This is a genomic window from Mycobacterium liflandii (assembly GCF_022354805.1).
Lineage (GTDB): Bacteria > Actinomycetota > Actinomycetes > Mycobacteriales > Mycobacteriaceae > Mycobacterium > Mycobacterium marinum.
Genome location: NZ_CP023138.1, coordinates 2,644,483 through 2,668,148 on the forward strand (window position 1 = coordinate 2,644,483; position 23,666 = coordinate 2,668,148).

Sequence of the window (23,666 nt, forward strand, 5' to 3'; positions counted from 1 at the left end):
CGTAGATTATCGGGCCTGGCCGGGCCCTCAAACTTCGACAGCGCGTTCCAACTCTTTCAGCGATGTCTCCAAGTGCCCGAGCATGCGCTGCAGGCGAGGCACGCTGCGCCGGCAACCGACGAGCCCGAAATCGAGATTGTCGGCGTTGTTGGTCACTGTAATGTTCATCGCCTGGCCGTCCAGGGCAATTGAGAGTGGATAGTTTCCGACCAGCCGCGCGCCCCGCCAATACAGCGGGTTGGGCGCGCCGGGAACATTCGATATGACGACGTTGAACGGTGGCGGCGCGGTGGCCACGAAACCGGGAACCAGTCCGAACACCAAACCGCCGGTCAGTAAGCCCGACAACGCCAGCTGCTGGATGCGGGGAAGCTGAGCGAACACCTTCTTGTTGTCCGACATCGACTGGCTGATCACCTGGAGGCGTTTCATCGGGTCGTCGAGGTTGGTCGCGAGGTTGCACAGCAGGGTGCCGACCATGTTGCCGCCGCGATCGGCATCGCCTTCCTTGCGCAGACTCACCGGAACCATGGCGATCAGTGGGGCGTCGGGAAGCGCGTGTTGATCGATCAGGTAGGCGCGCAGCGCGCCGGCCGACATCGCCAGCACGACATCGTTGACGGTGACGTCTGCCGCGTTCTTCACCGCCTTGATGCGATCGAGGGACCAGGACTGGGCGGCGACCCGGCGTGCTCCACCGATCCGGACATTGAACAGCGTCTTCGGGGCTCGAAATGGCAGGGTCAGTTGCTGCTCGAGCAGCGCCGCGCGGGCCAGTGACAGCGCCGAGGGCGCCAGAGATGCTGTGGCGCCAACCGTCTCGGTGAGTAGCCGAAGCGGTGAGGATCTGTGCCCCGGGTTCGAGCGGCGCCGCGGTTTTAGTTCCCACGGCACCCGGATCTCATCGTCATCCGGATCGGTGCTGAATGCGCGCTGCATCAGCTTCTGCGCGGAAACCCCATCCTGCAAGGAATGGTGGAACTTGATGTAGACCGCGTAGCGCCCGTCGTTGAGTCCCTCCACCAGATGGGCTTCCCAGAGGGGCCGGTGCCTGTCGAGCAGGCTGCCGTGCAGCCGAGAGGTCAGCTCGAGGAGCTCCCGTACCCGGCCTGGCCGGGGGAGAGCGGACCGGCGGAAGTGATAGTCGAGCTCCACGTCGTCGTCGAATGTCCACGCGAAGTTGGTCATCGTGCCCAAGAACGCGGGATGCTTGCGGAACATGGGCTGGACGTCGGTGCAGTCGAGCATGGCTTCATATGCCTCGGTGACGAAGTTCTCGTCGGCATCCTCGGGCGGCTGGAACAGCTGCAGGCCCCCCACATGCATCGGGTGTTCGCGCGATTCGCCGAGCAAGAACATGGAATCGGTGGGTGCGATCAGCTTCATCATTCGTCTCCCCGAACTCGAGCAACACCAACCGGGATAGCCGCGCGCAAGGCCCCGCACACATTGCGGGTTTTGGTCCTGCGTTTGGGCGCGGTCGCTGGCGGAAACCCATTCTAGGTGGGTGTTGCTGTCGCGGTTACCGGGCCGACTGGAGATATCGGCATCTCGGCGGTCACCGCGCTGGAGCGGGAGCCGGCCGTGGCGTCGATCGTCGGTATGGCGCGCCGGCCGTTTGACCCGGCCATCTACGGCTGGTCCAAGACCACCTATCAGCGGGGCAACATCCTGGATCGCGATGCGGTCGACGCGTTGGTCGCCCAGGCCGATGTGGTGGTCCACCTGGCGTTCATCAAGCTCGGATCGCGTGCCGAGAGCGCGCAGGTCAATCTGCAGGGCGCCCGCAACGTCTTCGAAGCGACCGTCGCGGCGCGCCGGCCACGCCGCCTGGTCTACACGTCGTCGGTGGCGGCCTACGGCTACCACTCGGACAACCCGGCGGCCATCACCGAGGACGTACCCGCGCGCGGATCACCGGAGCACTACTACTCCGAGCAGAAGGCGCAAAGCGAGGCAGAGCTCGCCAAGATCACCGAGGACTCGTTACTGCAGGTGTTCGTCCTGCGCCCGTGTATCGTCGCGGGCCCGCACGCCTACTCGTTGGCCGAGGCCATGCCGTGCAGGCAGGTGCCCGCGCCGGTGCGCGCGCTGAGCCGGGTGGTGCCGATGCTGAAGCCGATCGTGCCGGATCCGGGTGTCCCGGTGGAGCTGGTGCATCACGACGACGTGGCAGCCGCGATAGCGTTGGCGGCGACCGCACCGGTGCCCGCGGGGGCCTACAACATCGCCGCTGACGGGGTCGTGACGATCACCGACATGGCCAGGGCGCTGGGCGGCCGTCCGGTCCGGGTCCCAGCGGCCGCCGCCTCGGTCGCATCCGCGGCTATTTCCCGGTTGCCGCTGGTACCCTCGCTGCTCGAATGGCTTCATGCGGTGCGACAACCCGTGGTGATGGACACCGCCAAGGCGAAACGCGAACTCGGGTGGTCGCCGACGCACTCGTCAGCTGAAACCTTGTCGGCGCTGGCTGCAGCGATATGACGGCGGCCGGCCGATCCGACAGGCGGTGCGCAATCGAGGTACGTTGAGGCCGTGTTCGGGTGTTCTGCGGTCCCTGCCGATGCCGTGGCCTCCTGCCGGTGCGATTCGGCGGCGGGGCCAATCGAAGCCGGTCAGTGGGCCACGTAACGGCGCGTCGGCGGGTCAAGCACCTCGCCGCCGGTTATGCGATCACCCGACCGGAAACCCTGGCCGTCGAGGAGCCGCTGGAGATCCGCGTCAACGGTGTGCCGATATCGGTCACCATGCGCACCCCCGGCTCGGATTTTGAGCTCGCGCGCGGTTTCCTGCTGACCGAAGGGGTGATCGCCCACCGTGATGATGTGCTGACGGTCCGCTATTGCGGCGGGCGCGGTGCCGATGGCGCCAACACCTACAACGTCTTGGACATCACGCTGGCGCCCGGGGTAAGCCCGCCGGGCCTCGATGTGACCCGCAACTTCTACACCACCTCGTCGTGCGGAGTCTGCGGCAAGGCGTCGCTGGACGCGGTGCGGCTGATCAGCCGATTTTTGCCCGGCGACGATCCGGCCACCATCACGGCCGGTGCGCTCGAGGAGATGCCCGGCCAACTCCGTAGTGGCCAAAAGGTTTTCGCGAGCACCGGCGGCCTGCACGCCGCGGCGTTGTTCAGCGCGGACGGCACAATGCACGTGATCCGCGAAGATATCGGCCGGCACAACGCGGCAGACAAGGTCATCGGCTGGGCCATCGAGCACGATCGGGTTCCGTTGGCGGGGTCGGTGTTGCTGGTCAGCGGTCGCGCATCGTTCGAGCTGACGCAGAAGGCGCTGATGGCCGGGATCCCGGTGCTGGCCGCGGTCTCCGCCCCGTCGTCGCTGGCGGTCTCGCTGGCCGAAGAATCCGGGATGACGCTGGTAGCGTTTCTGCGGGAAGACTCGATGAACGTCTACACGCGCCCGGACCGCATCGTCTGAATCCACTGTCGGCCCGTTGTGGACGAGTGCGCGACTGTTGATAATCGGGCGGTTTTGCTTCCCTGACGCCCTCGGTCCGGCGGCCAGTGTCGGGGCCGGCGTGCAGGTTTGGGCGCATGAAGACGTTGACTCGCATGCAACTGGGAGCCCTGGGGGAGCAGCTGGCCGTGGAGCATCTGAGCGGTCAGGGGCTACAGATCTTGACCCGAAACTGGCGGTGCCGCTATGGCGAACTCGATGTGATCGCCTGTGAAGCTGCCACCCGCACCGTGGTGTTCGTTGAGGTCAAGACGCGCACCGGCGACGGGTACGGCGGGCTGGCCCAGGCGGTGACCGAAGGCAAGGTCCGCAGGCTGCGCCGCCTGGCCGGGTTGTGGCTGGCCGGTCAGGACCGCGGCTGGGCGGCCGTGCGCCTCGATGTCATCGGGGTGCGCATCGGCCGCAGCGCCAACCCCGAGATCACGCATCTGATGGGCGTGGGCTGATGGCGCTGGGGCGGGCGTTCTCGGTGGCGGTGTGCGGGCTGGACGGCGAGATCGTGGAAATCGAAGCCGACATCAGCTCGGGGCTGCCGGGGGTGCATCTGGTGGGTCTGCCCGACGCGGCACTGCAGGAATCCCGCGACCGGGTTCGCGCGGCGGTCACCAACTGCGGCAACAGCTGGCCATTGGCTCGGCTGACGCTCGCACTGTCGCCGGCCACCCTGCCGAAAATGGGTTCGGTCTACGACATTGCCCTGGCCGCTGCGGTGTTGTCGGCGCAGCGAAAAAAGCCGTGGCAGCGTTTGGAAAAGACGCTGTTGTTGGGGGAGTTGTCGCTGGACGGCCGGGTCCGCGCGGTGCGTGGCGTGCTGCCGGCCGTGTTGGCCGCCAAGCGCGATGGCTGGCCGGCCGTGGTGGTTCCGGCGGATAACTTGGCCGAGGCCAGCCTGGTGGATGGCATCGATGTCTGGGGTGTGCGCACCCTGGGACAACTGCAGGGCTGGCTGACGGGTGCTGCCGGTTTGGACAGTCGCAGCGGGCCCGCGGCCACCAGCGAGGGGACTTCGGCCGACTTGGCCGATGTGCTCGGGCAGTCCCAAGCGCGTTTTGCGGTCGAGGTGGCGGCGGCCGGTGCGCACCATCTCATGCTGACCGGTCCTCCCGGGGTAGGCAAAACGATTCTGGCACAACGCCTTCCGGGTTTACTGCCGCCGCTGTCGCGCGGCGAGTCACTGGAGGTCACCGCGATCCACTCGGTGGCTGGTTTGTTGTCGGGGGACACCCCGCTGATCACCCGGCCGCCGTTCGTGGCGCCGCACCACAGTTCCAGCGTCGTCGCGCTGGTGGGGGGCGGCACGGGCATGGCCCGCCCTGGCGCCGTCAGCCGGGCACATCGTGGGGTGTTGTTTCTCGACGAGTGCGCCGAGATCAGCGTCAGCGCCATGGAAGCGTTGCGAACTCCGTTGGAGGACGGAGAAATCCGCCTTGCCCGCCGCGACGGAGTGGCGTGTTACCCGGCCCGATTTCAGCTGGTGCTTGCCGCAAACCCGTGTCCATGCGCTCCAGCGGACCCGCAAGACTGCATCTGTGCGGCGGCGGTGAAGCGACGTTACCTCGGCAAACTGTCGGGGCCGTTGCTGGACCGGGTGGACCTGAGGGTACAGATGCACCCGGTGCGGGCCGGAGCCTTCTCGGCGGTGGCGGGCGAGTCGACCTCGCAGGTTCGTGACCGGGTGGCCCAGGCCCGCAACGCGGCCGCCCAGCGGTGGCAGCCGCACGGCTTTCGCACCAATGCAGAAGTCAGCGGCCCCCTGCTGCGTCGGGAATTCCGGCTTGGCAACTCAGCGATGGTCCCGTTGCGCACGGCGCTGGATCGGGGGCTGCTCAGCATCCGCGGTGTCGATCGAACTCTGCGAGTCGCGTGGAGTCTGGCGGACTTGGCCGGCCGGGCGGCACCCGGCCTGGACGAGGTGTCGACCGCGCTGAGCTTTCGGCAGCCGGGAGCTTGCCGATGAGCGCGTCCGATAGTGCCTTGCGGGCCTGGGGTTACCTGTCGCGCGTGGCGGAGCCGCCGTGCGCGGAATTGGCTGCCCTGGTGCAACGAGTCGGCCCGGTAGAGGCGGCCGAGCGGATCCGGCGCGGCCAGGTTGACGGCGAGCTTGCCCGCTTGACCCGGGCCAGATGCGAAATCGATCGGGCCGCAGCGGATCTCGAGCAACTCGCGCGCCGTGGCGGGCGCTTGATCACACCCGACGACGACGAGTGGCCGGTGGTGGCCTTCACGGCTTTTTCTGGTTCGGCGATCCGGGCGAAGGGAAACGGCGGAGCTCCGATGGCGTTGTGGGTGCAGGGCCCCGCTCGCCTCGACCAGGTGGTTCAGCGCGCCGCCGCTCTCGTGGGAACCCGCGCCGCGACGGCATATGGCGAGCACATGGCCGCGGATCTGGCCGCCGGCCTGGTCGAACGTGACGTTGCGGTCATCTCCGGCGGTGCCTACGGAATCGACGGAGCGGCCCATCGCGCAGTGCTCATTGCCGAGGGCACCACGGTGGCGGTACTGGCCGGTGGGATCGACATCCCGTACCCCACCGGGCATTCGGCCCTGCTTCATCGGATCGGCCAGCACGGCTTGCTGGTCACCGAATACCCGCCGGGTGTGCGGCCGGCCCGGCATCGGTTCCTCACCCGCAACCGGTTGGTGGCTGCTCTCGGTGGCGCCGCGGTCGTGGTCGAAGCGGGGCTGCGTAGCGGTGCCGCCAACACCGCCGCGTGGGCTCGGGCGCTGGGGCGGATCGTGGCCGCGGTGCCCGGGCCGGCGACATCATCGGCTTCGGCGGGCTGCCATGTGCTGCTTCGCAACGGGGCGCAGCTGATCACCCGCGCCGATGAGATAGTCGAACTGGTCGGTCGGATCGGCGAATTGTCCCTCGAACAATCGCGTCCCACGTCCGTCCTGGACGGACTCAGCCAGTCCGAAAGTCAGGTCTATGAGGCATTGCCGGGTCGCGGCGCGATGAGCGTCGACGAGATCGCTGTCGCATCCGGGCTGGTGGCCGAACAGGTGATGGGGCGGTTGGCGATCCTCGAGGTGGCCGGACTGGCCGAGCGTGACGGCGGGCGGTGGCGCCTGGTGCGCGCCGGCCGCGCACGGCCCGCGGCCGAGGGCGTGCGGGCGCGGCTCGTATAGTCGACTGGGGTCGGATCTGGACAGGAGGAGTAGTGGCGGGTCGACCTGTACACACCTTCGAAGTCGTGGGTACCCAACAACTCGCGCCCCACATGGTCCGGGTGCGAGTCGGTGGCAGCGGCTTCGACACATTCGTTCCCAGCGAATTCACCGACTCTGACGTCAAGCTGGTTTTCGTCGCGCATGACGTCGACGTGGCCGCACTGCCTCGGCCGTTGACACTGGATTGCTTTTCCAGTCTTCCGCCCGAGAAGCAGCCCGCGGTGCGGACCCTGACCGTCCGTCGTGTCGACGCCGCGGCGCGCGAAATCGTGCTCGACGTCGTGGCGCATGGCGAACACGGGGTAGCCGGTCAGTGGGCGGCGGCCGCGCAACCTGGCGAGCCGGTCTACCTGATGGGTCCTAACGGCGCTTACAAGCCCGACCCGGAGGCCGACTGGCATCTGCTGGCCGGCGATGAATCCGCGCTGCCGGCCATCGCCGCTGCGCTCGAGGAGCTGCCCGCCGACGCTGTCGGCAAAGCGTTCATCGAGGTTGCCGGTCCCGACGACGAGATCGAATTGCGCGCGCCGGAGTCGGTCCAGATCAACTGGGTCTACCGCGGTGGTCGCGCCGATCTGGTTTCAGCGGATCGTGCCGGCGACCATGCGCCGCTGATCGAGGCCGTCAAGACCGCCCTGTGGCTTCCCGGTCAGGTGCACGTCTTCATCCACGGCGAGGCCCAGGCCGTCATGCACAACTTGCGCCCCTACATCCGCAAGGAGCGGGGTGTGGATGCGAAATGGGCGTCCTCAATCTCTGGTTACTGGCGACGCGGGCGCACCGAGGAGACGTTCCGGCATTGGAAAAGGGAATTGGCGGAGTCAGAAGCGGGTAGCTGACCGCCGGCTGGCATTCTCATCGCATGGCATTCGGCGACTATCAGTACGAGATCTACTTCCAGGGGCTATCCGGGGTAGTGCCAGGGCTGCCGATGGCCTTCGCCGAACTGGAGTCCAGGGCTCAGATGGCGCTGCCGCCGTCGGTGTGGTCATACGTGGTCGGCGGGGCCGGCGACGAGCGCACCCAGCGCGCCAACTGTGAGGCCTTCGACCGGTGGGGTCTGATGCCGCGCATGTTTGTCGGTGCCGCGGAACGCGACCTGACCGTGGAGATGTTCGGACTGACCCTGCCCTCACCGATCTTCCTGGCACCGATCGGCGTCATCGGACTGTGCGCCCAGGACGGCCACGGCGATCTGGCCACCGCGCGCGCGGCGGCCCGTACCGGAGTCCCGATGGTGGTCTCCACCCTGACAGCCGACCCCATGGAAGACGTGGCCGCCGAGTTCGGTGACACCCCCGGGTTCTTTCAGCTGTACACGCCGAAGGATCGCGAGCTGGCCGCCAGCCTGGTGCAGCGCGCCGAATCCGCGGGTTTCAAGGGCATCGTGGTCACCCTCGACACCTGGATCCCCGGCTGGCGGCCGCGTGACCTGAGCACCGCCAATTTTCCCCAACTACGCGGACACTGCCTGAGCAACTACACCAGCGACCCGGTGTTCCGCGCCGGCCTGCCCCGCCCCCGGAGGAAGACCCGCAGGGGACCGTGCTGCGCTGGGCCCAGCTCTTCGGAAACCCGCTGACCTGGAGCGATCTCGCCTGGCTGCGCGAACTCACCGATCTGCCACTCATCGTCAAGGGCATCTGCCATCCCGATGACGCCCGGCGCGCCAAGGACGGGAGCGTGGATGGCATCTACTGCTCCACCCATGGCGGACGCCAGGCCAACGGCGGTCTTCCGGCCCTGGACTGTCTGCCGGGTGTGGTCGAGGCGGCCGACGGGCTGCCGGTGCTTTTCGACTCGGGGATTCGCAGTGGCGCCGACATCATCAAGGCGCTGGCGATGGGCGCGACGGCGGTCGGCATCGGGCGGCCCTACGCCTACGGATTGGCGCTGGGCGGCGTGGACGGCGTCGTGCATGTACTGCGCATGCTGCTCGCCGAAGCCGACCTGATCATGGCCGTCGACGGGTATCCCACGCGCAAAGATCTCACCCCGGACACATTGCGGCGCGTCAACTGAAACCCGCAGCGCTGTCTGCGACGGTGGGGGAGTGCCGGACAACAGCGAAGCGATTCTCGAGGAGTTCGACGAATACCTCGCACTGCAGTGCGGCCGCTCGGCCCACACTCGTCGCGCGTATCTGGGCGACCTGCGATCGCTGCTGGATTATCTCGCCGGCCGCGGCGCTGACCTGCGGGCACTGAGTCTGCCCGTGCTGCGGTCGTGGCTGGCTACCGCGGCGGGGGCCGGGGCGGCCCGAACGACGCTGGCCAGGCGCACCTCTGCGGTCAAGGCCTTCACCGCCTGGGCGGTGCGGCGCGGGCTGTTGGCCACCGACCCCGCGGCGCGGTTGCAGGTGCCCAAGGCGCACCGCACCCTGCCCGCCGTGCTGCGCCAGGACCAAGCGCTGGCGGCCATGACGGCGGCGAAGTCCGGCGCGCAGCAAGGGGATCCGCTGGCCTTGCGGGACCGCTTGATCGTCGAACTGCTGTATGCCACCGGGATCCGGGTGAGCGAACTGTGTGGTCTTGACATCGACGACGTCGACACCGGCCATCGGCTGGTGCGGGTGCTCGGGAAGGGCAACAAGCAGCGCACCGCGCCGTTTGGCCAGCCCGCTGCCGAAGCGCTTCAGGCCTGGCTGGCAGACGGACGTCCGGCACTGGCAACGGCGGAGTCCGGTCCGGCGCTGCTGCTCGGCGCCCGGGGCCGGCGCCTCGATGTGCGGCAAGCCCGCACGGTGGTTCATCAAACCGTCGCCGCGGTGGATGGGGCCCCCGACATGGGGCCGCACGGGTTGCGTCACAGCGCGGCCACCCATCTGCTTGAAGGTGGAGCCGACCTGAGGGTGGTCCAGGAGTTGCTCGGGCATTCCAGTTTGGCCACCACCCAGCTCTATACCCATGTGGCGGTCTCGCGACTGCGCGCCGTACACGATCAGGCCCATCCGCGGGCCTAGCCGGGCCCTCCGGCGGGGAGCTCAGCCCGTCACGGGCTTGAGCCGGATCGGGGTGGATTTCAGCAGGCCGAGCGGATCGACATAGTGGGCGTCCGACGCCGGCCCCCACATCGCGCCCCAATGCAGCCACGCCTTGGCTGGGCAGCCCGGGTGCCCAGCCACCAGGGTGCCTACCGCTGATCCCGCCGTCACGTGCTGGCCGGCTCGCACCGTCGGGCGCATCGGCTGGTAGCTGGTGCGCAAGCCGCCTGGATGGGCCAGCGAAACGACCGGCCAATCCGCCAAGGTTCCGGCATACACGACGGTCGCGTCACCGGCGGCAAAGATCGGCTCGCCGGGGACCCCGGCCAAGTCGACGCCGCGATGCCCGGGGCGCCAATTCGGTGTGGGTGCATCAAAACCACGCAACACGACCGCCGGCGGCCGCAACGGCCACTGCAACCGGGTGTCGTCGGCATGTGCCGCCGCCGCGCCCAGCAGCGACCAGGCGGCAAGCCAGGATGCCAACCAGGATGCAGCCACCGTCACCCGTCGCACATGATCAGTTCAATGCGCCGACGGCGTCCTTGCCAGCCAAATTCGCGGATCTGTGCGCCACGGGGCCGCTGTGGAAAAACCGTCGCCGGCTTCGGTGTAAACTTCTCGACGCAGCTCGCAACCGCGGGCTGACTTCGCGCGTTTGCTTCGCGGCCCGGTAGTTCAGGGATCCGCAACAGCATGCCGAGCGGTCCCGTAGCCGGAGTCTCCGGAGCGGGTTCGGCATCGCGGCAGGCGCCAGGGCCCCGGTTTCAGCCGATACCGGGCGAACAACCGACACAAGTAAGGCATCAGCATGGCTGTTGTAACCATGAAGCAGCTGCTTGACAGCGGCACCCACTTCGGGCACCAGACCCGTCGTTGGAATCCCAAGATGAAGCGGTTCATTTTCACCGACCGCAACGGCATCTACATCATCGACCTTCAGCAGACGCTGACCTTCATCGACAAGGCGTACGAGTTCGTCAAAGAGACCGTCGCCCACGGTGGAACCGTGCTGTTTGTCGGCACCAAGAAGCAGGCGCAGGAGTCCGTCGCCGCCGAAGCGACCCGCGTCGGCATGCCGTACGTGAACCAGCGCTGGCTGGGTGGCATGCTCACCAACTTCTCCACCGTGCACAAGCGGCTGCAGCGCCTCAAGGAGCTCGAGGCCATGGAGCAGACCGGTGGCTTCGAGGGCCGCACCAAGAAAGAGATCCTGGGCCTGACCCGGGAGAAGAACAAGCTCGAGCGCAGCCTCGGTGGTATTCGCGACATGGCCAAGGTGCCGTCGGCGATCTGGGTTGTCGACACCAACAAGGAGCACATCGCCGTCGGCGAGGCCCGCAAGCTGGGTATCCCGGTCATCGCGATCCTGGACACCAACTGCGACCCCGACGAGGTCGACTACCCGATCCCGGGCAACGACGACGCGATCCGCTCGGCCGCGCTGCTGACCAAGGTGATTGCCTCCGCGGTCGCCGAGGGCCTGCAGGCACGTGCCGGAGCGGGCCGCGGTGATGGCAAGCCTGTGGTCGAGGCCGCGGAGCCGCTGGCCGAATGGGAGCAGGAGCTGCTTGCCGGTGCCACTGCCACCGCCCCGGCCGAAGGCGCTGTCGCAACCGAAACAACCCCCACGGAAGGCTGAAATGGCGAACTTCACCGCTGCCGATGTCAAGCGACTTCGGGAGCTGACCGGTGCTGGCATGCTCGCGTGTAAGAACGCGCTCGCCGAAAGCGACGGAGACTTCGACAAGGCCGTCGAGGCGCTGCGGATCAAGGGTGCCAAGGACGTCGGCAAGCGCGCCGAGCGTGCGACCGCCGAGGGTCTGGTTGCTGCCAAGGATGGCGCGCTCATCGAGCTGAACTGCGAGACGGACTTCGTCGCCAAGAATGCGGAGTTCCAGAAGCTTGCCGACGACATCGTCGCTGCGGCGGTGGCGTCGAAGGCCGCTGATGTTGACGCGCTCAAGGCGGCCAGCATCGGCGGTCAGACGGTCGAGGAGGCCATCGGGGCGCTCTCGGCCAAGATCGGCGAGAAGCTGGAACTGCGTCGCGTCGCGATCTTCGGCGGCACGGTCGAGACCTACCTGCACCGTCGGGCGGCCGACCTGCCGCCGGCGGTCGGGGTGCTGGTCGAGTACACCGGTGCCGATGCCGAAGCGGCGCATGCGGTGGCACTGCAGATCGCCGCGCTCAAGGCGCGCTACCTCTCGCGCGAGGACGTGCCCGAAGACCTGGTGGCCAGCGAGCGCCGTATCGCCGAGGAGACCGCAAAGGAAGAGGGCAAGCCCGAGCAGGCGCTGCCCAAGATCGTCGAGGGCCGGCTCAACGGCTTCTTCAAGGACGCTGTGCTGCTCGAACAGCCCTCGGTGTCCGACAGCAAGAAGAGCGTCAAGGCTCTGCTCGACGACGCTGGTGTGACGGTCACGCAGTTCGTCCGGTTCGAGGTGGGCCAGGCCTAGCTTGGGCTACCGTCGACCGTATGGTCCGTGTCCACGCTTTCGGTGACGACGTCCTCGGTGACCTTGACGCTGTCGGCCTAGCCGATGCCATCCGGTCCGGCCAGTTGGGTGCGGTCGAGGTTGTCGAGGCCGCCGTCGCGCGGACCGAAGCGGTCAACGCCCGGCTCAACGGCGTGGCGCACGCCGATTTTGACCGGGCGCGAGACGCGGCTCAGCAGCACGGGCGCGGGTCGGGGCGCGGCTTCTTCGGCGGGGTGCCGAGTTATATCAAGGACAACGTCGACGTCAGTGGCCTGCCGACGATGCGGGGCACTGACGCGTGGGTGCCCCGTCGGGCCGGTACCGACAGTGAGATTGCCCGGGAACTGCTGTCTACCGGATTGATCGCGTTGGGTAAGACGCAGATGTCGGAGTTCGGCTTCTGCGCCGCGGCCGAGCATCCCCGGTTGGGCCCGGTCCGTAATCCGTGGAATACCGACCACACCGCGGGCGCCTCCTCGTCGGGATCGGGGGCGTTGGTGGCCGCGGGCGTGGTGCCGATCGCGCACGCCAACGACGGCGGGGGTTCGATCCGAATTCCGGCATCCTGTAACGGCCTCGTCGGGCTCAAGCCGTCGCGCGGTCGGCTGCCATTGAATTCGCAATTGCGCCGACTGCCACTGGTCATCGTCGCCAATGGTGTGCTGACCCGGTCGGTGCGCGACACCGCTGCCATCTACCGCGAGGTCGAGCGCAGCTGGCGGCCGAGTGGATTGCCACCCATCGGGGACGTCACCCGGCCCGGCACCGAGCGGCTCAAGATCGCGGTGGTGACTCGCTCGGTCGACGGTGAATGCGGCACCGAGATGCGGGAACTGACATTGAAGACCGCCGGGCTTCTCGAGGAACTTGGGCACCGGGTCGAATATGTCGAACAGGTTCCGGTACCGGAGTCTTTGCCCGACGACTTCATCTTGTACTGGGGCTTCTTGGCCACCGCGCAGGTGCTTACCGGCCGCTATTCTTTCGGTAAGTCGTTCGATCGCAACCGGTTGGACAGTTTGACACTCGGGTTGGCTCGCCACGCCAACCGCAATGTGCACCGCTTACCCACGGCGGTGGCCCGGTTGCGTACGCTGCGGCGGCACACAGAGCGGTTCTTCCAACGCTATGACGTGGTACTCACGCCTGCCCTCGCGGACCCGCCGCCGCAGGTCGGCTACCTTTCGCCCACTGACTACCACCAGGTCATCGAGCGGCTGCGCAAGTGGGTCACCTTTACTCCGCTGCAGAACGTCACCGGTGACCCGGCGATTTCGCTACCGCTGGCCCAATCCTCGGATGGGTTGCCGGTGGGCATGATGCTCACGGCTGACATCGGCCGCGAAGCCCGCCTGCTCGAGCTGGCCTACGAATTGGAGGAAGCGCAGCCTTTCGCGCGCATCCACGTACCCGGGTGAATGTAGACGTGCCCGCTATTCGGTGCCCAGCATCTCCAGCATCCGTTTGAACTCACGCTGCTCAGCTGGGGTCAGCTTGGCCAGGATGCGGTCATCGGCGCCGCGCACGACGACCTCCGCGCGCTTCAACAAGGCCCGTCCGGGTGCGGTCAAGGTGGCAGGCAGGGCGCGACCGGAGGGCACTGATGCTGGGCGCGATACCGCGCCGACCTCTTCCAATTTGCGCAGCACCGTGTTCATCGCCTGCGGTGTGACATTGGTGTGGCGGGCCAACTCGGCGCTGGACAGGCCGGGCGACGCCGAGAGTATGCGTAGACAGACGAATTCCGGCAACGTCAGCCCCAGGGGGCTCAGTGCGGTAGAAACCTCTGGCCGCAGCACCGCTGCGGCCCGGTAGAGCAGGAACCCTAGCGGGGCTTCTTCGGCTTGACCCATGTCAACCATCCTGACATATCGCGCGGAACGCGGTCGCGATCGTCGCCGGGAAGCGCTTGGTTCAGCAAAGGCCGGCAATTGATGCCGCTGTAAGAGCTGATGCCAATGATGCTGCAGTGTAAAAGGAAACAAACTGAAAATGCACAGTCCCCGCAGCTAGATCGGTGTGGCAAAACAATTCCCGGGTTATCGGTGTTTGGGTCCGGCGGCACCCGGAAACCCAGTTGAAAGCGGTTGGTCCCCATGGCGGGGCGGACTGTTTGAACGACACGAGAGAGAGGGGATAACCGTGGAGTTCATTGCTACCACCATGAAGACGGCTGTGGGGGCCGCGGCCATTGCGGCGGCAAGCGTTTTCGGCGCAGCGTCAGCGTTGGCCGCGCCACCGACTATTCAAGGCTTCGGGACCAGCGAACGGCTCGTCGACGGGCCCATGGTCACCTCCTACACGGTCGGTAACCTGCAGCTCAGCGATGTCACCATTGCGGGCTACCTACCTCAGGGACAGCTTTACTCGGCCGACGTCACGGCTCGGTCCGTGACCGGAACGATCACCCCGCTGGTGTCGAGCTTCAACGCCCGCGCGGCCAACGGTGACACCTACGGAGTGGTCAACGAAGTCCCGGCACCCGGTGGCCTCAATCCCGCACCGATCCTGCAGGGCAACAGCCAAAGTGGCGTCCTGTACTTCGATGTGACCGGCCCACCGCCTAATGGCGTTGTGTACAACGACGGCGTGCAAGACGTTCTCATCTGGACCAGTAACGTCTGATTGCGCACCGCTAGCCGACATCCTCCCCGCGTCATCTGGCGCGGGGAGGGTTGTTTGTGCCGCCGAAATCCGTTCGATTGGCTGAGTCGTGGGTCTGGCAAACGGGTACTCCTTCGCCATGAGCGCAACCGACACGAGTGCAACCGACCCCAGGCCGGAACCGCTACGGCGACAAGCTCAGCGCCATGCCGAGCGGGCGAGAGTGGCGATGGATGACAAGCGTGAGCGCCGCGACGGCGGACTCAGCGGTTGGGTGGCGCAACGAGCGGGGCGGTGGGACCTAGATGGCCAAGACGAGGCCACCCTGCAGCGGCAGAAGTTTTTCTGGAATCTGTTGGTCGACTACTGGTTTCGCATGGAGATCGACGGCTGGGAAAACATCCCGGATTCGCCGGCACTGCTGATCGGCATTCACTCGGGTGCTCCCTTTGTCTGGGATGCGTGGACGGTGGGACTGCAGTGGTGGCGGCGGTTCGGTCCGCAGCGTCCGCTGCACGGTACGGCTCACGATGCGCTGATGGCGATTCCGGGTATTGGGCGCTACTTCCGGTCTATGGGAGTGCTCCCCGCCGCTCCGGACGCGATCGCCACGGCGTTGGCCGAGGGCCGCGACGTGGCGTTGTGGCCGGGCGGCGAGGTGGATTCATTGCGTCCGTGGACCGAGCGCGACTGTGCCAACCTGGCCGGGCGCAAGGGATTCGTGAAGATGGCGATTCGTGCCGGAGTCCCGATCGTGCCGATTGCGACCGTCGGCGGGGCGGACGCGATGCCGGTTCTGATCCGTGGGGACCGTCTGTCGCGGGTGCTACAACTTGACCGGCTGCTGCGCTTGAAGGTGTTCCCGCTGGCAATCTCACTGCCATGGGGGATTGCGCCAGCTGCCCTGCCCCAGCTGCCGTTGCCGGCCAAGATCCGCACCCGGTTTATGCCCGCGATCGATCTTGACCACGATCCCGACCGCACCGATGACGACGCGTACATCGACGACATCTACCACCAGGTTGAGGACAGCATCCAACACAGGATGGACGCGTTGGCGCGCAAGCGCGCTCTGCCCCTGTTCGGGTGATCAGCGGACGAGGACCTGTTCGGTCGGCACCGAAATGTCTTGCGGCTCTGGCCCCGAACCCGGGCTGAGTACGGGTTGTCGGGCGGTCCATCGGGGCGGCGGTGGCGTTACCGCCATATAGCCCACGCCCCGCACGGTATCGACCATCGATTCGTGGTCTGCTCCCAGCTTGGCGCGCAGTCGCCGCACATGAACGTCGACGGTGCGGGCCCGTCCGTTGCAGTCGTAGCCCCAGACTTCATGCATGAGCCGCGTGCGGGTGAAGGCTTGTCCGGCGTGGCGGACGAGAAAGTGGAACAGCCGAAATTCGGTGAGTGTCAGGCCTAAGGCTTCGCCGGCCACGGTGACCGTGCAACTGTCCGGGTGAATGGCGAGGTCGCCGAATTCCAGGGTGCCTTTGCGGGCCCGGCGGCGACGCATGACCGCCAGCCGCAGCCGGGCCCGCAGCTCGGCCGCGCCGGCCGCCGCCAGCAAGACGTCGTCGAAGTGCCAATCGATGTCGATGTCGACGAAGTCGGCCGCGGCGACAACTGCAACCACCGCAACAGACGGCGCGTTGGCGGTCAGCCGTCGGCAGGCGCTGCGGGCAGTTGTCAGGTCGGAGCGCGCGTCGATCATCGCGACATCTGGGCCGGCCCAATCCGGTGGGTCGGCAGCGTCTAGCCGCGCGTGTTGTATTACCGATGCGAACCAGGGCTCCGGCGTTGTTGATTAGCAGGCTTGTGAGCTGGGTTGATGATCTTTGGTGCCGCGCTATTGGGGCCGGAGTGTAGGCACGGGCTATCTGGAGAACGATCGAGTTGGTTACTGTTCGTCGTTGGTCTGGAGTTGCCCGTGCCTACCGTTTCAGTATTGCCTGTGTCGTCGGTTCCAGAGGTGTTCGACCGCTGGAGTCCTGGTGAGCGCAGCGAGCTCATCGGATCGGAGTTTCTCGGTGTGTTGGTCTCGGTGCCAGACCCGAGGGACCCACGCGGTCGGAGGTATTCGCTGATGGCTTTGTTGGCGATCGCGGTTCTGGCCACTGCCGCGGGGATGCGCGGCTATGCTGGTTTTGCCACATGGGCGGCCACCGCTCCCGATGATGTGTTGGCCTAATTAGGGGTCCGGTTCCGGCGGCCCAGTGAGAAGACCTTCCGCGCTGTTTTGTCTCGGCTAGACCCCGCCGACCTCAACGCCAGGATGGGCAGTTACTTCACTGCACACGTGGCCAGCAGCGACCCCAGTGGATTGGTGCCGATCGCGTTGGACGGCAAGATGCTGCGTGGTGCTTTACGCGCCAAAGCGACAGCCACGCATCTCGTGTCGGTGTTCGCCCACCGTGCCCGATTGGTGCTCGGTCAACTCGCTGTCGCCGAGAAAAGCAATGAAATTCCCTGCGTACGTGCCCTGCTCACGCTGCTGCCGGGTAGCTTGCGGTGGCTGGTCACCGTGGATGCGATGCATACCCAGGTCGTCACCGCGAAGTTGATCTGCGCCACCTTGAAGTCGCACTACCTGATGATCGTCAAGTCCAACCAAGCCAAAATACTTGCGCGTATCACCGCGCTGCCCTGGGCCGAGGTGCCCACAGCCGCTACCGACGACTCCCGCGGCCACGGCCGTGTCGAGACCCGCACCCTGCAAATCATCACCGCTGTACGAGGAATCGGCTTCCCCTACGCAAAACAAATCATCCGGATCACTCGTGAACGCTTGATCACCGCCACCGACCAGCGCAGCGTGGAGGTGGTCTATGCCATCTGCAGCCTGCCGTTCGAGCACGTCCGCCCTACCGCGATCATGACCTGGATGCGTCAACACTGGGGAATCGAGAACAGCCTGCACTGGATACGCGACGTCACCTTCGACGAAGACCATCAAAGGGCACATACCGGAAACGGCGCACAGGTCCTAGCAACGCTACGCAACACCGCGATCAATCTGCACCGCCTCAACGGCGCCGACAACATCGCCGAAGCCTGCCGGATCACCGCTTTGACCGCCAACCGCCGCCTAGACCTCCTCAATCCACAATTCCCCAGCTCACAAGCCTGCTAATCAACAACGCCGGAGCCCTGCGATGCGAACGACTTCAACGTCGGCAGAGTCGATTCGAAGTCAGCGGCATTGCTGAGCAAGAGGACTCTCAAAAAACATCTCTCAACCCCTCGCGGGGTTCCGGCCACCCCGGTCCGCATGCATCTCCCGGGGAGATGTCTCACGGCAGCACTGGGTACCCCTTTTCGGCCGCAACTAATTCCGCCCCCTCGTGCCGGTGGCATGCACGACAGTCCAGAACAAGTCGGTGGGCCCGATCCGTGTCCGGACCGGGCCCACCTTTCCAACAAGCCTGCTTGGTCCCCAGCGGGGCGCCGCGGTTGGGGTCAATGGCCCGCGCTCGATGGCGGATTCCCGGGGCCCCGGCCGTTCAAACATCGCTGCGCCGGTGTCCGCGACCTGACACCGGGCACGCTTTTGGTGCCGTTGGATATGAGCGGACACCCCGGCTACCCCGGAGCAGTGCGATGAGGCAGGATATGAGAGGCCGTTCCGGGTGGTTGCCGGGATGGCACTCTCATGCGAGGAGATTCATGACGGAGTCCGACGTCGCCGGTGGGGCGGCTCCGAAGCCGGAGCCGGCAAGCGCCAACGGCGTACCGGCAGCTCCTGTTTCGGGGTCGGTGTCGCAATACAAGCGAGTATTGCTCAAGCTGGGTGGCGAAATGTTCGGCGGCGGTCAGGTGGGCCTGGATCCCGACGTGGTGGCACAGGTGGCCCGGCAGATCGCCGAAGTGGTGCGCGGTGGCGTACAGGTGGCGGTCGTGATCGGCGGCGGCAACTTCTTCCGCGGCGCCCAGCTTCAGCAGCGCGGTATGGAGCGGACCCGGTCGGACTACATGGGAATGCTCGGCACCGTCATGAACAGTCTCGCGTTGCAGGACTTTCTTGAAAAAGAGGGCATAGCTACCCGAGTTCAGACCGCGATCACCATGGGCCAGGTGGCTGAGCCATACCTGCCGTTGCGCGCCGTTCGCCACCTGGAGAAGGGGCGAGTGGTGATCTTCGGCGCCGGCATGGGGTTGCCTTACTTCTCGACGGACACGACGGCGGCGCAGCGCGCACTCGAGATCGGGGCCGAGGTGGTTCTGATGGCCAAAGCGGTCGACGGGGTGTTTGCCGAGGATCCGCGAGTGAATCCGCACGCCGAGCTGCTCGCCGTGATCAGTCATCGGGAGGTCATCGACCGAGGGTTGCGGGTCGCCGATGCCACCGCATTCAGTCTGTGCATGGACAATGGCATGCCGATTCTGGTGTTCAACCTGTTGACCAATGGCAATATCGCCCGTGCGGTCGCTGGTGAGAAAATCGGAACGCTGGTCACCACCTAAGAGGAAGACTCAATGATCCGCGCTTGCGACGATGCAGGGCGCAGCGATGAGGAGGAGCGGCGCAATGATCGATGAGGCTCTCTTCGATGCAGAAGAGAAAATGGAGAAGGCCGTATCGGTAGCCCGTGAAGACATGGCGACAATCCGCACCGGCCGCGCGAACCCCGGAATGTTCTCCCGGATTGTTATCGACTACTACGGTACCCATACCCCTATCACTCAGCTGGCCAGCATCAATGTCCCCGAGGCGCGAATGGTGGTCATCAAGCCGTATGAAGTCAATCAGTTGCATGCGATTGAGACGGCAATTCGCAATTCCGACCTCGGGGTGAATCCCACCAACGACGGCACCATCATCCGAGTGGCCGTACCGCAGCTCACCGAGGAACGTCGGCGCGACCTGGTCAAGCAGGCCAAACACAAGGGCGAGGAAGCCCGGGTCTCGGTGCGTAACATTCGGCGCAAGGTGATGGAAGAACTGCACCGCATCCGCAAGGACGGCGAGGCGGGCGAGGATGAGGTCGCCCGTGCGGAAAAGGACCTCGACAAGAGCACCCACCAGTACGTCGCGCAGCTCGATGAGCTGGTCAAGCATAAGGAAGGCGAGCTGCTGGAGGTCTAACGACCTCTCAGCAGCTGAGTCCGTTTAGATCCGTGGCCAACACCGACGCCACCACCGGCACCCCGGCCGACGAGCCGGTGCAAGAGCCGCCGAAAAAAGCATCACGAGCTGGGCGCGACCTGCCCGCGGCCATCGCGGTGGGCCTCAGCATTGGTTTGTTCCTGGTTGCGACGTTGGTGTTCGCGCCGCGCGGTTGGGTCGCGATCTGTGCGTTTGCGATGGTCGTCGCTACCCACGAGGTGGTGCGGCGGCTACGTGAAGCCGTGTATCTGATTCCGGTTGTTCCGCTGCTGATCGGTGGACAGCTAACCGTCTGGCTGAGCTGGCCATACGGCGTTCGCGGTGTGCTAGCCGGGTTCGGGGCCATGATCGTGGTTTGCATGTTCTGGCGGCTGTTCATGCAGGACAACCTGCCGCACGACGGTGCTGGCAGCGACGGGGTGCCCGCGTCGGGAACCTATTTGCGCGATACCTCGACCACCGTTTTTCTGGCCGTTTGGGTTGTGCTATTCGGTTCCTTCGCCGCGATGCTGGTCTACCCGCCTAACGGCACCGGATGGGTGTTCTGCGTGATGATCGCGATCATCGCGTCCGATGTCGGGGGATACACCGTGGGTGTGCTTTTCGGTAAGCATCCGATGGTCCCCACAATCAGCCCCAAGAAGTCCTGGGAAGGTTTTGCCGGTTCGCTGTTCTGCGGGATCGTTGCAACGACTATCACGGCGACATTCCTGGCGCATGAACCCTCCTGGGTGGGTGCGCTGCTCGGGGTGCTGTTCGTGCTCACCACCACGCTGGGTGACTTGGTGGAGTCGCAAGTCAAGCGTGACCTCGGCATCAAAGACATGGGGCGGCTGCTACCCGGCCACGGAGGTTTGATGGATCGGCTCGACGGCGTTCTGCCGTCAGCGGTGGCGGCCTGGATCGTGATGTCACTGTTGACCTGACAGAGTCAGTCAGCCCCGATGTGACAGCCGGGTCCGGCTCGGAGAAGATGCGGCAGCTGCTTGAGGCGTAACGCATCTTCGGTAGATCCATGCCTTCCAAATGCGTTCCATCCGCCAGAGAGCTCATTTCTGGCGGATTTGCATTTCGCAATTGTGAGACGCAACGAGTCGCTCCCGGCAGACGGAACTGCAGTTCGCGTAATCGAGGTGAGATTGCCGCGAGCCTGGCATGTCGTGATCTCTACTCAACTTTTGACGATCTGATTTTTCTACAGATGCATCGCTGACCTGCGGATATAGCGTGTTTGGACCGGTTGGGTCCGGGTCGAACTCTGTTGGCCTTTGGGTGGATGGGCGGTGGGTGTTGTGTCGTTTGTGAGTGTGGTTCCGGAGTGGGTGGCGGCGGCGGCAACCGATGTGGCCGGGATTGGGTCGGTGGTGGGTGCGGCTAATGCGGCGGCGGCGGGGGCGACGACGTCGGTGACGGCGGCTGCCGGTGATGAGGTGTCGGTGGCGATTGCGGCGTTGTTTGGGGGGTTTGGTCGCGAGTATCAGGCGGTGTGTGGGCAGTGGGCGGAGTTTGAGCAGCGGTTCGCGCGGGCGTTGGGGGCCGGGGCGGGGGCGTATGCGGGGGCTGAGGCGGCTGCGGTGGGGACGTTGTCGCCGCTAGGGGTGATTGAGCGGGGCGTGTGGGGGGCGGTGAACGGGCCGGCGGTGGCGTTGTGGGGGCGGCCGTTGATCGGTGATGGCGCTGATGGGGCGGCCGGGACGGGGCAAGCCGGTGGGGCGGGGGGTTGTTGTGGGGTAACGGGGGTAATGGGGGTTCGGGCGGGGTGGGTCAAAGCGGTGGGGCGGGTGGTTCGGCGGGGTTGATCGGGCGAGGCGGGGCCGGTGGTGCGGGCGGGCTCAGCGGCGCCTCGGGGGCCGGCGGTGCGGGCGGGGTGGGCGGCAATGGCGGCTGGTTGTGGGGTGCCGGCGGGGATGGTGGTGCTGGCGGGGTGGGTGCGCTTAGCGGTGGTGTTGGTGCTGCGGCGGGTCGAGCGTGGTTGTGGGGTGCGGGCGGGGCCGGCGGTGCCGGCGGGCAGGGCATGGGTCTCGATGGCGGTGCCGGTGGCGGCGGCGGGCAGGGCGGGCTGGTCTATGGCGGCGGCGACGGTGGTGCCGGCGGGGTGGGTGGTGAGGTCGGCGGTGGTGGCGCCGGCGGTACCGGCGGGGCCGGTGGTGCGGCGGGGCTGATCGGCCACGGTGGGGCCGGGGGTGGCGGTGGTGCCGGTGATGGCGGTAGCACCGGGGGTGCGGGCCAGACCGGTGGTGATGGCGGCCGTGCCGGTGATGGGGGCGTTGGGGGGCGGGGCGGCTGGCTGGCCGGTGCCGGCGGCGACGGGGGTGCTGGCGGTGTCGGGGGTGTCGGCGGTGCCGGTGGTGGCGGCGCGGACGGGCTGGTGTTGGGCAGTGACGGCGGAGATGGCGGTGATGGCGGTACCGGCGGGGCCGGCGGTGCCGGTGGGGCCGGTGGGCTGGCCGGTGATGGTGGTGTGGGGGCCACGGGCACGTTTGCCGGTGGTGGCAGCGGTACCGGTGGTGCCGGCGGTGATGGCGGCACCCCCGGTGTGGGTGGTGCTGGCGGCGCCGGCGGGGCCGGCTCGATCGCGGGCGCTCATGGCAGCGAAGGTGCCCGCCCACTGAGCGGTAATGGCGGTGCCGGAGGCCGGGGGGCGGACAGCGCGGTGCTGGGCGGAACCGGCGGGGCTGGCGGCAACGGCGGTCTCTACGGCAATGGTGGTGCGGGCGGGGCTGGCGGCAACGGGATCGCCGGATCGCGGGGCTTGACCGCGATCACTGCGGGCGACTCGGGTACCGCCGGCCACGACGGTGGCGCCGGTGGTAACGGTGGCGCCGGTGGTCAGGCATTGGCGGCCGGCTACACCGACGGCGGCCGCGGTGGTGATGGCGCGGTCGGATTGGGCGGCGATGGCGGCGACGGTGGCCACGGCGGCGACTCCGGTACTGGCGGGTCCGGCGGTGCCGGTGGTACCGGCGGGAGCACCGGATTGCACGGCCTTTCCGGAGCAACCCCGACCAGCGGCGGCAACGGCGGTGCCGGCGGCGAGGGGGGCAGGGGTGCGATCGATATCGCCGGTGGGACCGGCGGGGCCGGTGGTGACGGCGGAACGTATGGCGATGGCGGTGACGGCGGTGCCGGTGGCGACGGTGTTACCGGATCGCAGGGGTCGACCGCGACCACACCGGGGGGCTCGGGTACCAGCGGTGGGGCTGGTGGTGCTGGCGGGTCCGGCGGGCTGGGCGGAACCCTGGCTGGTCACGGCGGTGATGGTGGTGCCGGCGGGGCCGGCGGTGATGGTGGTTTCGGCGGGTCCGGCGCGACGGGTAGTGCCGGGGATCAGGGCAGCGCCGCGGATCCCAACGGTGGCCGTGGCGGTGACGGCGGGTCCGGCGGGCTCGCCGGCGACGGCGGCCGCGGTGGAGACGGCGCGGTCGGGTTCGGCGGGGACGGCGGCCACGGCGGTAACACCGGCGCCGGCGGGGTCGGCGGTAAAGGCGGTGTCGGCTCGACCACCGGACTCACTGGCCTTGGCGGGCATAGCCCGACTAACGGCGGCAACGGCGGTGCCGGCGGTGATGGCGGCAAAGGCGCGGTCGATATCGCCGGCGGTGCCGGCGGTGCCGGCGGTAACGGCGGGCTCTACGGCAACGGCGGGCACGGCGGCGACGGCGGTGACGGCGTCAATGGAGAACGCGGGCTGACCGCGATTGCTCCGGGGGGCTCAGGCACCGACGGCGGCGCCGGCAGTGTGGGCGGCGCGGGCGGGGCCGGTGGCAACGGTGGGGCCCTGGCCGGTCACGGGGCGACGGTGGCGACGGCGGGTCCGGTGGTGATGGTGGTGCCGGCGGATCCGGCGC

The 23,666-nt window shown here is 67.0% G+C and carries 18 protein-coding genes and 4 pseudogenes; 18 read left to right on the forward strand and 4 right to left on the reverse strand.

Going from position 1 to position 23,666, the window contains the following annotated elements:
* Window positions 1–27: 27 nt before the first annotated feature.
* Window positions 28–1,386: a WS/DGAT/MGAT family O-acyltransferase gene (locus CKW46_RS11905; RefSeq protein ID WP_482053182.1), complete on the reverse strand. Its 1,359-nt coding sequence runs from the start codon at window positions 1,384–1,386 to the stop codon at window positions 28–30.
* A 117-nt stretch (window positions 1,387–1,503) separates the two neighbouring features.
* Between CKW46_RS11905 and CKW46_RS11910 the strand changes: the two genes are divergently transcribed.
* The 8 genes and pseudogenes from CKW46_RS11910 to CKW46_RS11945 all read left to right on the forward strand — a co-directional run bounded on the left by CKW46_RS11910 (window position 1,504) and on the right by CKW46_RS11945 (window position 9,612).
* A complete protein-coding gene (locus CKW46_RS11910; RefSeq protein ID WP_482053183.1) occupies window positions 1,504–2,484 on the forward strand; it encodes an NAD-dependent epimerase/dehydratase family protein in 981 nt (326 codons plus the stop codon).
* A gap of 134 nt (window positions 2,485–2,618) precedes the next feature.
* Entirely contained in the window at window positions 2,619–3,440 is an 822-nt protein-coding gene (gene fdhD, locus CKW46_RS11915; protein WP_482053184.1) for a formate dehydrogenase accessory sulfurtransferase FdhD, read from the forward strand.
* A gap of 116 nt (window positions 3,441–3,556) precedes the next feature.
* A complete protein-coding gene (locus tag CKW46_RS11920) occupies window positions 3,557–3,925 on the forward strand; it encodes a YraN family protein (RefSeq protein WP_011740111.1) in 369 nt (122 codons plus the stop codon).
* Window positions 3,925–5,436, forward strand: coding sequence for a YifB family Mg chelatase-like AAA ATPase (locus tag CKW46_RS11925; protein ID WP_482053185.1), 1,512 nt, complete (start codon window positions 3,925–3,927; stop codon window positions 5,434–5,436). Before CKW46_RS11920 ends, CKW46_RS11925 begins: the two co-directional genes overlap by 1 nt.
* The gene (gene dprA / locus CKW46_RS11930) at window positions 5,433–6,608 is read left to right on the forward strand and encodes a DNA-processing protein DprA (RefSeq protein WP_015355191.1); all 1,176 of its coding nucleotides are present in this window, start codon (window positions 5,433–5,435) and stop codon (window positions 6,606–6,608) included. Before CKW46_RS11925 ends, dprA begins: the two co-directional genes overlap by 4 nt.
* A gap of 32 nt (window positions 6,609–6,640) precedes the next feature.
* Window positions 6,641–7,489, forward strand: a complete 849-nt coding sequence (locus tag CKW46_RS11935; protein WP_482053186.1) for a siderophore-interacting protein — start codon at window positions 6,641–6,643, stop codon at window positions 7,487–7,489.
* 23 nt (window positions 7,490–7,512) lie between these two features.
* Window positions 7,513–8,672 (forward strand): annotated as a pseudogene (locus CKW46_RS11940) (lactate 2-monooxygenase).
* Between the two features lie 31 nt (window positions 8,673–8,703).
* Complete coding sequence (locus CKW46_RS11945; protein WP_012393616.1) at window positions 8,704–9,612, forward strand: tyrosine recombinase XerC; 909 nt, start codon at window positions 8,704–8,706, stop codon at window positions 9,610–9,612.
* 21 nt (window positions 9,613–9,633) lie between these two features.
* On the opposite strand, the gene CKW46_RS11950 is transcribed toward CKW46_RS11945, so the two are convergent.
* Window positions 9,634–10,140: a M23 family metallopeptidase gene (locus CKW46_RS11950; RefSeq protein WP_015355194.1), complete on the reverse strand. Its 507-nt coding sequence runs from the start codon at window positions 10,138–10,140 to the stop codon at window positions 9,634–9,636.
* Between the two features lie 304 nt (window positions 10,141–10,444).
* Here CKW46_RS11950 and rpsB point away from each other — a divergent pair, with 304 nt between their 5' ends.
* The 3 genes from rpsB to CKW46_RS11965 are packed head-to-tail and all read left to right on the forward strand — an operon-like array spanning window position 10,445 to window position 13,531.
* A complete protein-coding gene (gene rpsB / locus CKW46_RS11955; RefSeq protein ID WP_015355195.1) occupies window positions 10,445–11,275 on the forward strand; it encodes a 30S ribosomal protein S2 in 831 nt (276 codons plus the stop codon).
* A gap of 1 nt (window position 11,276) precedes the next feature.
* Window positions 11,277–12,092, forward strand: coding sequence for a translation elongation factor Ts (gene tsf / locus CKW46_RS11960; protein ID WP_482053187.1), 816 nt, complete (start codon window positions 11,277–11,279; stop codon window positions 12,090–12,092).
* 20 nt (window positions 12,093–12,112) lie between these two features.
* Entirely contained in the window at window positions 12,113–13,531 is a 1,419-nt protein-coding gene (locus CKW46_RS11965; RefSeq protein WP_015355196.1) for an amidase, read from the forward strand.
* A 15-nt stretch (window positions 13,532–13,546) separates the two neighbouring features.
* Here the strand turns inward: CKW46_RS11965 and CKW46_RS11970 are convergent, their stop codons facing one another.
* On the reverse strand, window positions 13,547–13,966 hold the full coding sequence (locus CKW46_RS11970; protein WP_012393620.1) for a MarR family winged helix-turn-helix transcriptional regulator: 420 nt from the start codon (window positions 13,964–13,966) through the stop codon (window positions 13,547–13,549).
* Window positions 13,967–14,255: 289 nt separating this feature from the next.
* On the opposite strand from CKW46_RS11970, the gene CKW46_RS11975 reads away from it, so the two are divergent.
* Both CKW46_RS11975 and CKW46_RS11980 read left to right on the forward strand, forming a co-directional pair.
* The gene (locus tag CKW46_RS11975) at window positions 14,256–14,738 is read left to right on the forward strand and encodes an MPT63 family protein (protein WP_015355198.1); all 483 of its coding nucleotides are present in this window, start codon (window positions 14,256–14,258) and stop codon (window positions 14,736–14,738) included.
* A gap of 118 nt (window positions 14,739–14,856) precedes the next feature.
* The gene (locus tag CKW46_RS11980) at window positions 14,857–15,807 is read left to right on the forward strand and encodes a lysophospholipid acyltransferase family protein (protein ID WP_482053188.1); all 951 of its coding nucleotides are present in this window, start codon (window positions 14,857–14,859) and stop codon (window positions 15,805–15,807) included.
* On the opposite strand, the pseudogene CKW46_RS11985 reads toward CKW46_RS11980, so the two are convergent.
* A pseudogene (locus tag CKW46_RS11985) lies at window positions 15,808–16,497 on the reverse strand (winged helix-turn-helix domain-containing protein); the annotation flags it as partial.
* A gap of 144 nt (window positions 16,498–16,641) precedes the next feature.
* Between CKW46_RS11985 and CKW46_RS11990 the strand changes: the two are divergent.
* The 5 genes and pseudogenes from CKW46_RS11990 to CKW46_RS12010 form a co-directional block, all read left to right on the forward strand.
* A pseudogene (locus tag CKW46_RS11990) lies at window positions 16,642–17,844 on the forward strand (ISAs1-like element IS2404/ISMul1 family transposase).
* A gap of 533 nt (window positions 17,845–18,377) precedes the next feature.
* Window positions 18,378–19,175, forward strand: coding sequence for a UMP kinase (pyrH, locus tag CKW46_RS11995; RefSeq protein ID WP_015355202.1), 798 nt, complete (start codon window positions 18,378–18,380; stop codon window positions 19,173–19,175).
* A gap of 64 nt (window positions 19,176–19,239) precedes the next feature.
* The gene (gene frr, locus CKW46_RS12000) at window positions 19,240–19,797 is read left to right on the forward strand and encodes a ribosome recycling factor (RefSeq protein ID WP_117435538.1); all 558 of its coding nucleotides are present in this window, start codon (window positions 19,240–19,242) and stop codon (window positions 19,795–19,797) included.
* 32 nt (window positions 19,798–19,829) lie between these two features.
* Window positions 19,830–20,744 (forward strand): phosphatidate cytidylyltransferase, encoded by a 915-nt coding sequence (locus CKW46_RS12005; protein WP_482053189.1) that lies wholly within the window; start codon window positions 19,830–19,832, stop codon window positions 20,742–20,744.
* Between the two features lie 366 nt (window positions 20,745–21,110).
* A pseudogene (locus tag CKW46_RS12010) lies at window positions 21,111–23,401 on the forward strand (PE family protein); the annotation flags it as partial.
* Window positions 23,402–23,666: the final 265 nt, after the last annotated feature.

Coding starts and splice junctions, on each gene's coding strand:
- CKW46_RS11905 (WP_482053182.1), bottom strand. CDS start 1,386: ATGAAGCTGATCGCACCCACCGATTCCATGTTCTTGCTCGGCGAATCG.
- CKW46_RS11920 (WP_011740111.1), top strand. CDS start 3,557: ATGAAGACGTTGACTCGCATGCAACTGGGAGCCCTGGGGGAGCAGCTG.
- CKW46_RS11925 (WP_482053185.1), top strand. CDS start 3,925: ATGGCGCTGGGGCGGGCGTTCTCGGTGGCGGTGTGCGGGCTGGACGGC.
- dprA (WP_015355191.1), top strand. CDS start 5,433: ATGAGCGCGTCCGATAGTGCCTTGCGGGCCTGGGGTTACCTGTCGCGC.
- rpsB (WP_015355195.1), top strand. CDS start 10,445: ATGGCTGTTGTAACCATGAAGCAGCTGCTTGACAGCGGCACCCACTTC.
- tsf (WP_482053187.1), top strand. CDS start 11,277: ATGGCGAACTTCACCGCTGCCGATGTCAAGCGACTTCGGGAGCTGACC.
- CKW46_RS11965 (WP_015355196.1), top strand. CDS start 12,113: ATGGTCCGTGTCCACGCTTTCGGTGACGACGTCCTCGGTGACCTTGAC.
- CKW46_RS11970 (WP_012393620.1), bottom strand. CDS start 13,966: ATGGGTCAAGCCGAAGAAGCCCCGCTAGGGTTCCTGCTCTACCGGGCC.
- CKW46_RS11980 (WP_482053188.1), top strand. CDS start 14,857: ATGAGCGCAACCGACACGAGTGCAACCGACCCCAGGCCGGAACCGCTA.
- pyrH (WP_015355202.1), top strand. CDS start 18,378: ATGACGGAGTCCGACGTCGCCGGTGGGGCGGCTCCGAAGCCGGAGCCG.
- frr (WP_117435538.1), top strand. CDS start 19,240: ATGATCGATGAGGCTCTCTTCGATGCAGAAGAGAAAATGGAGAAGGCC.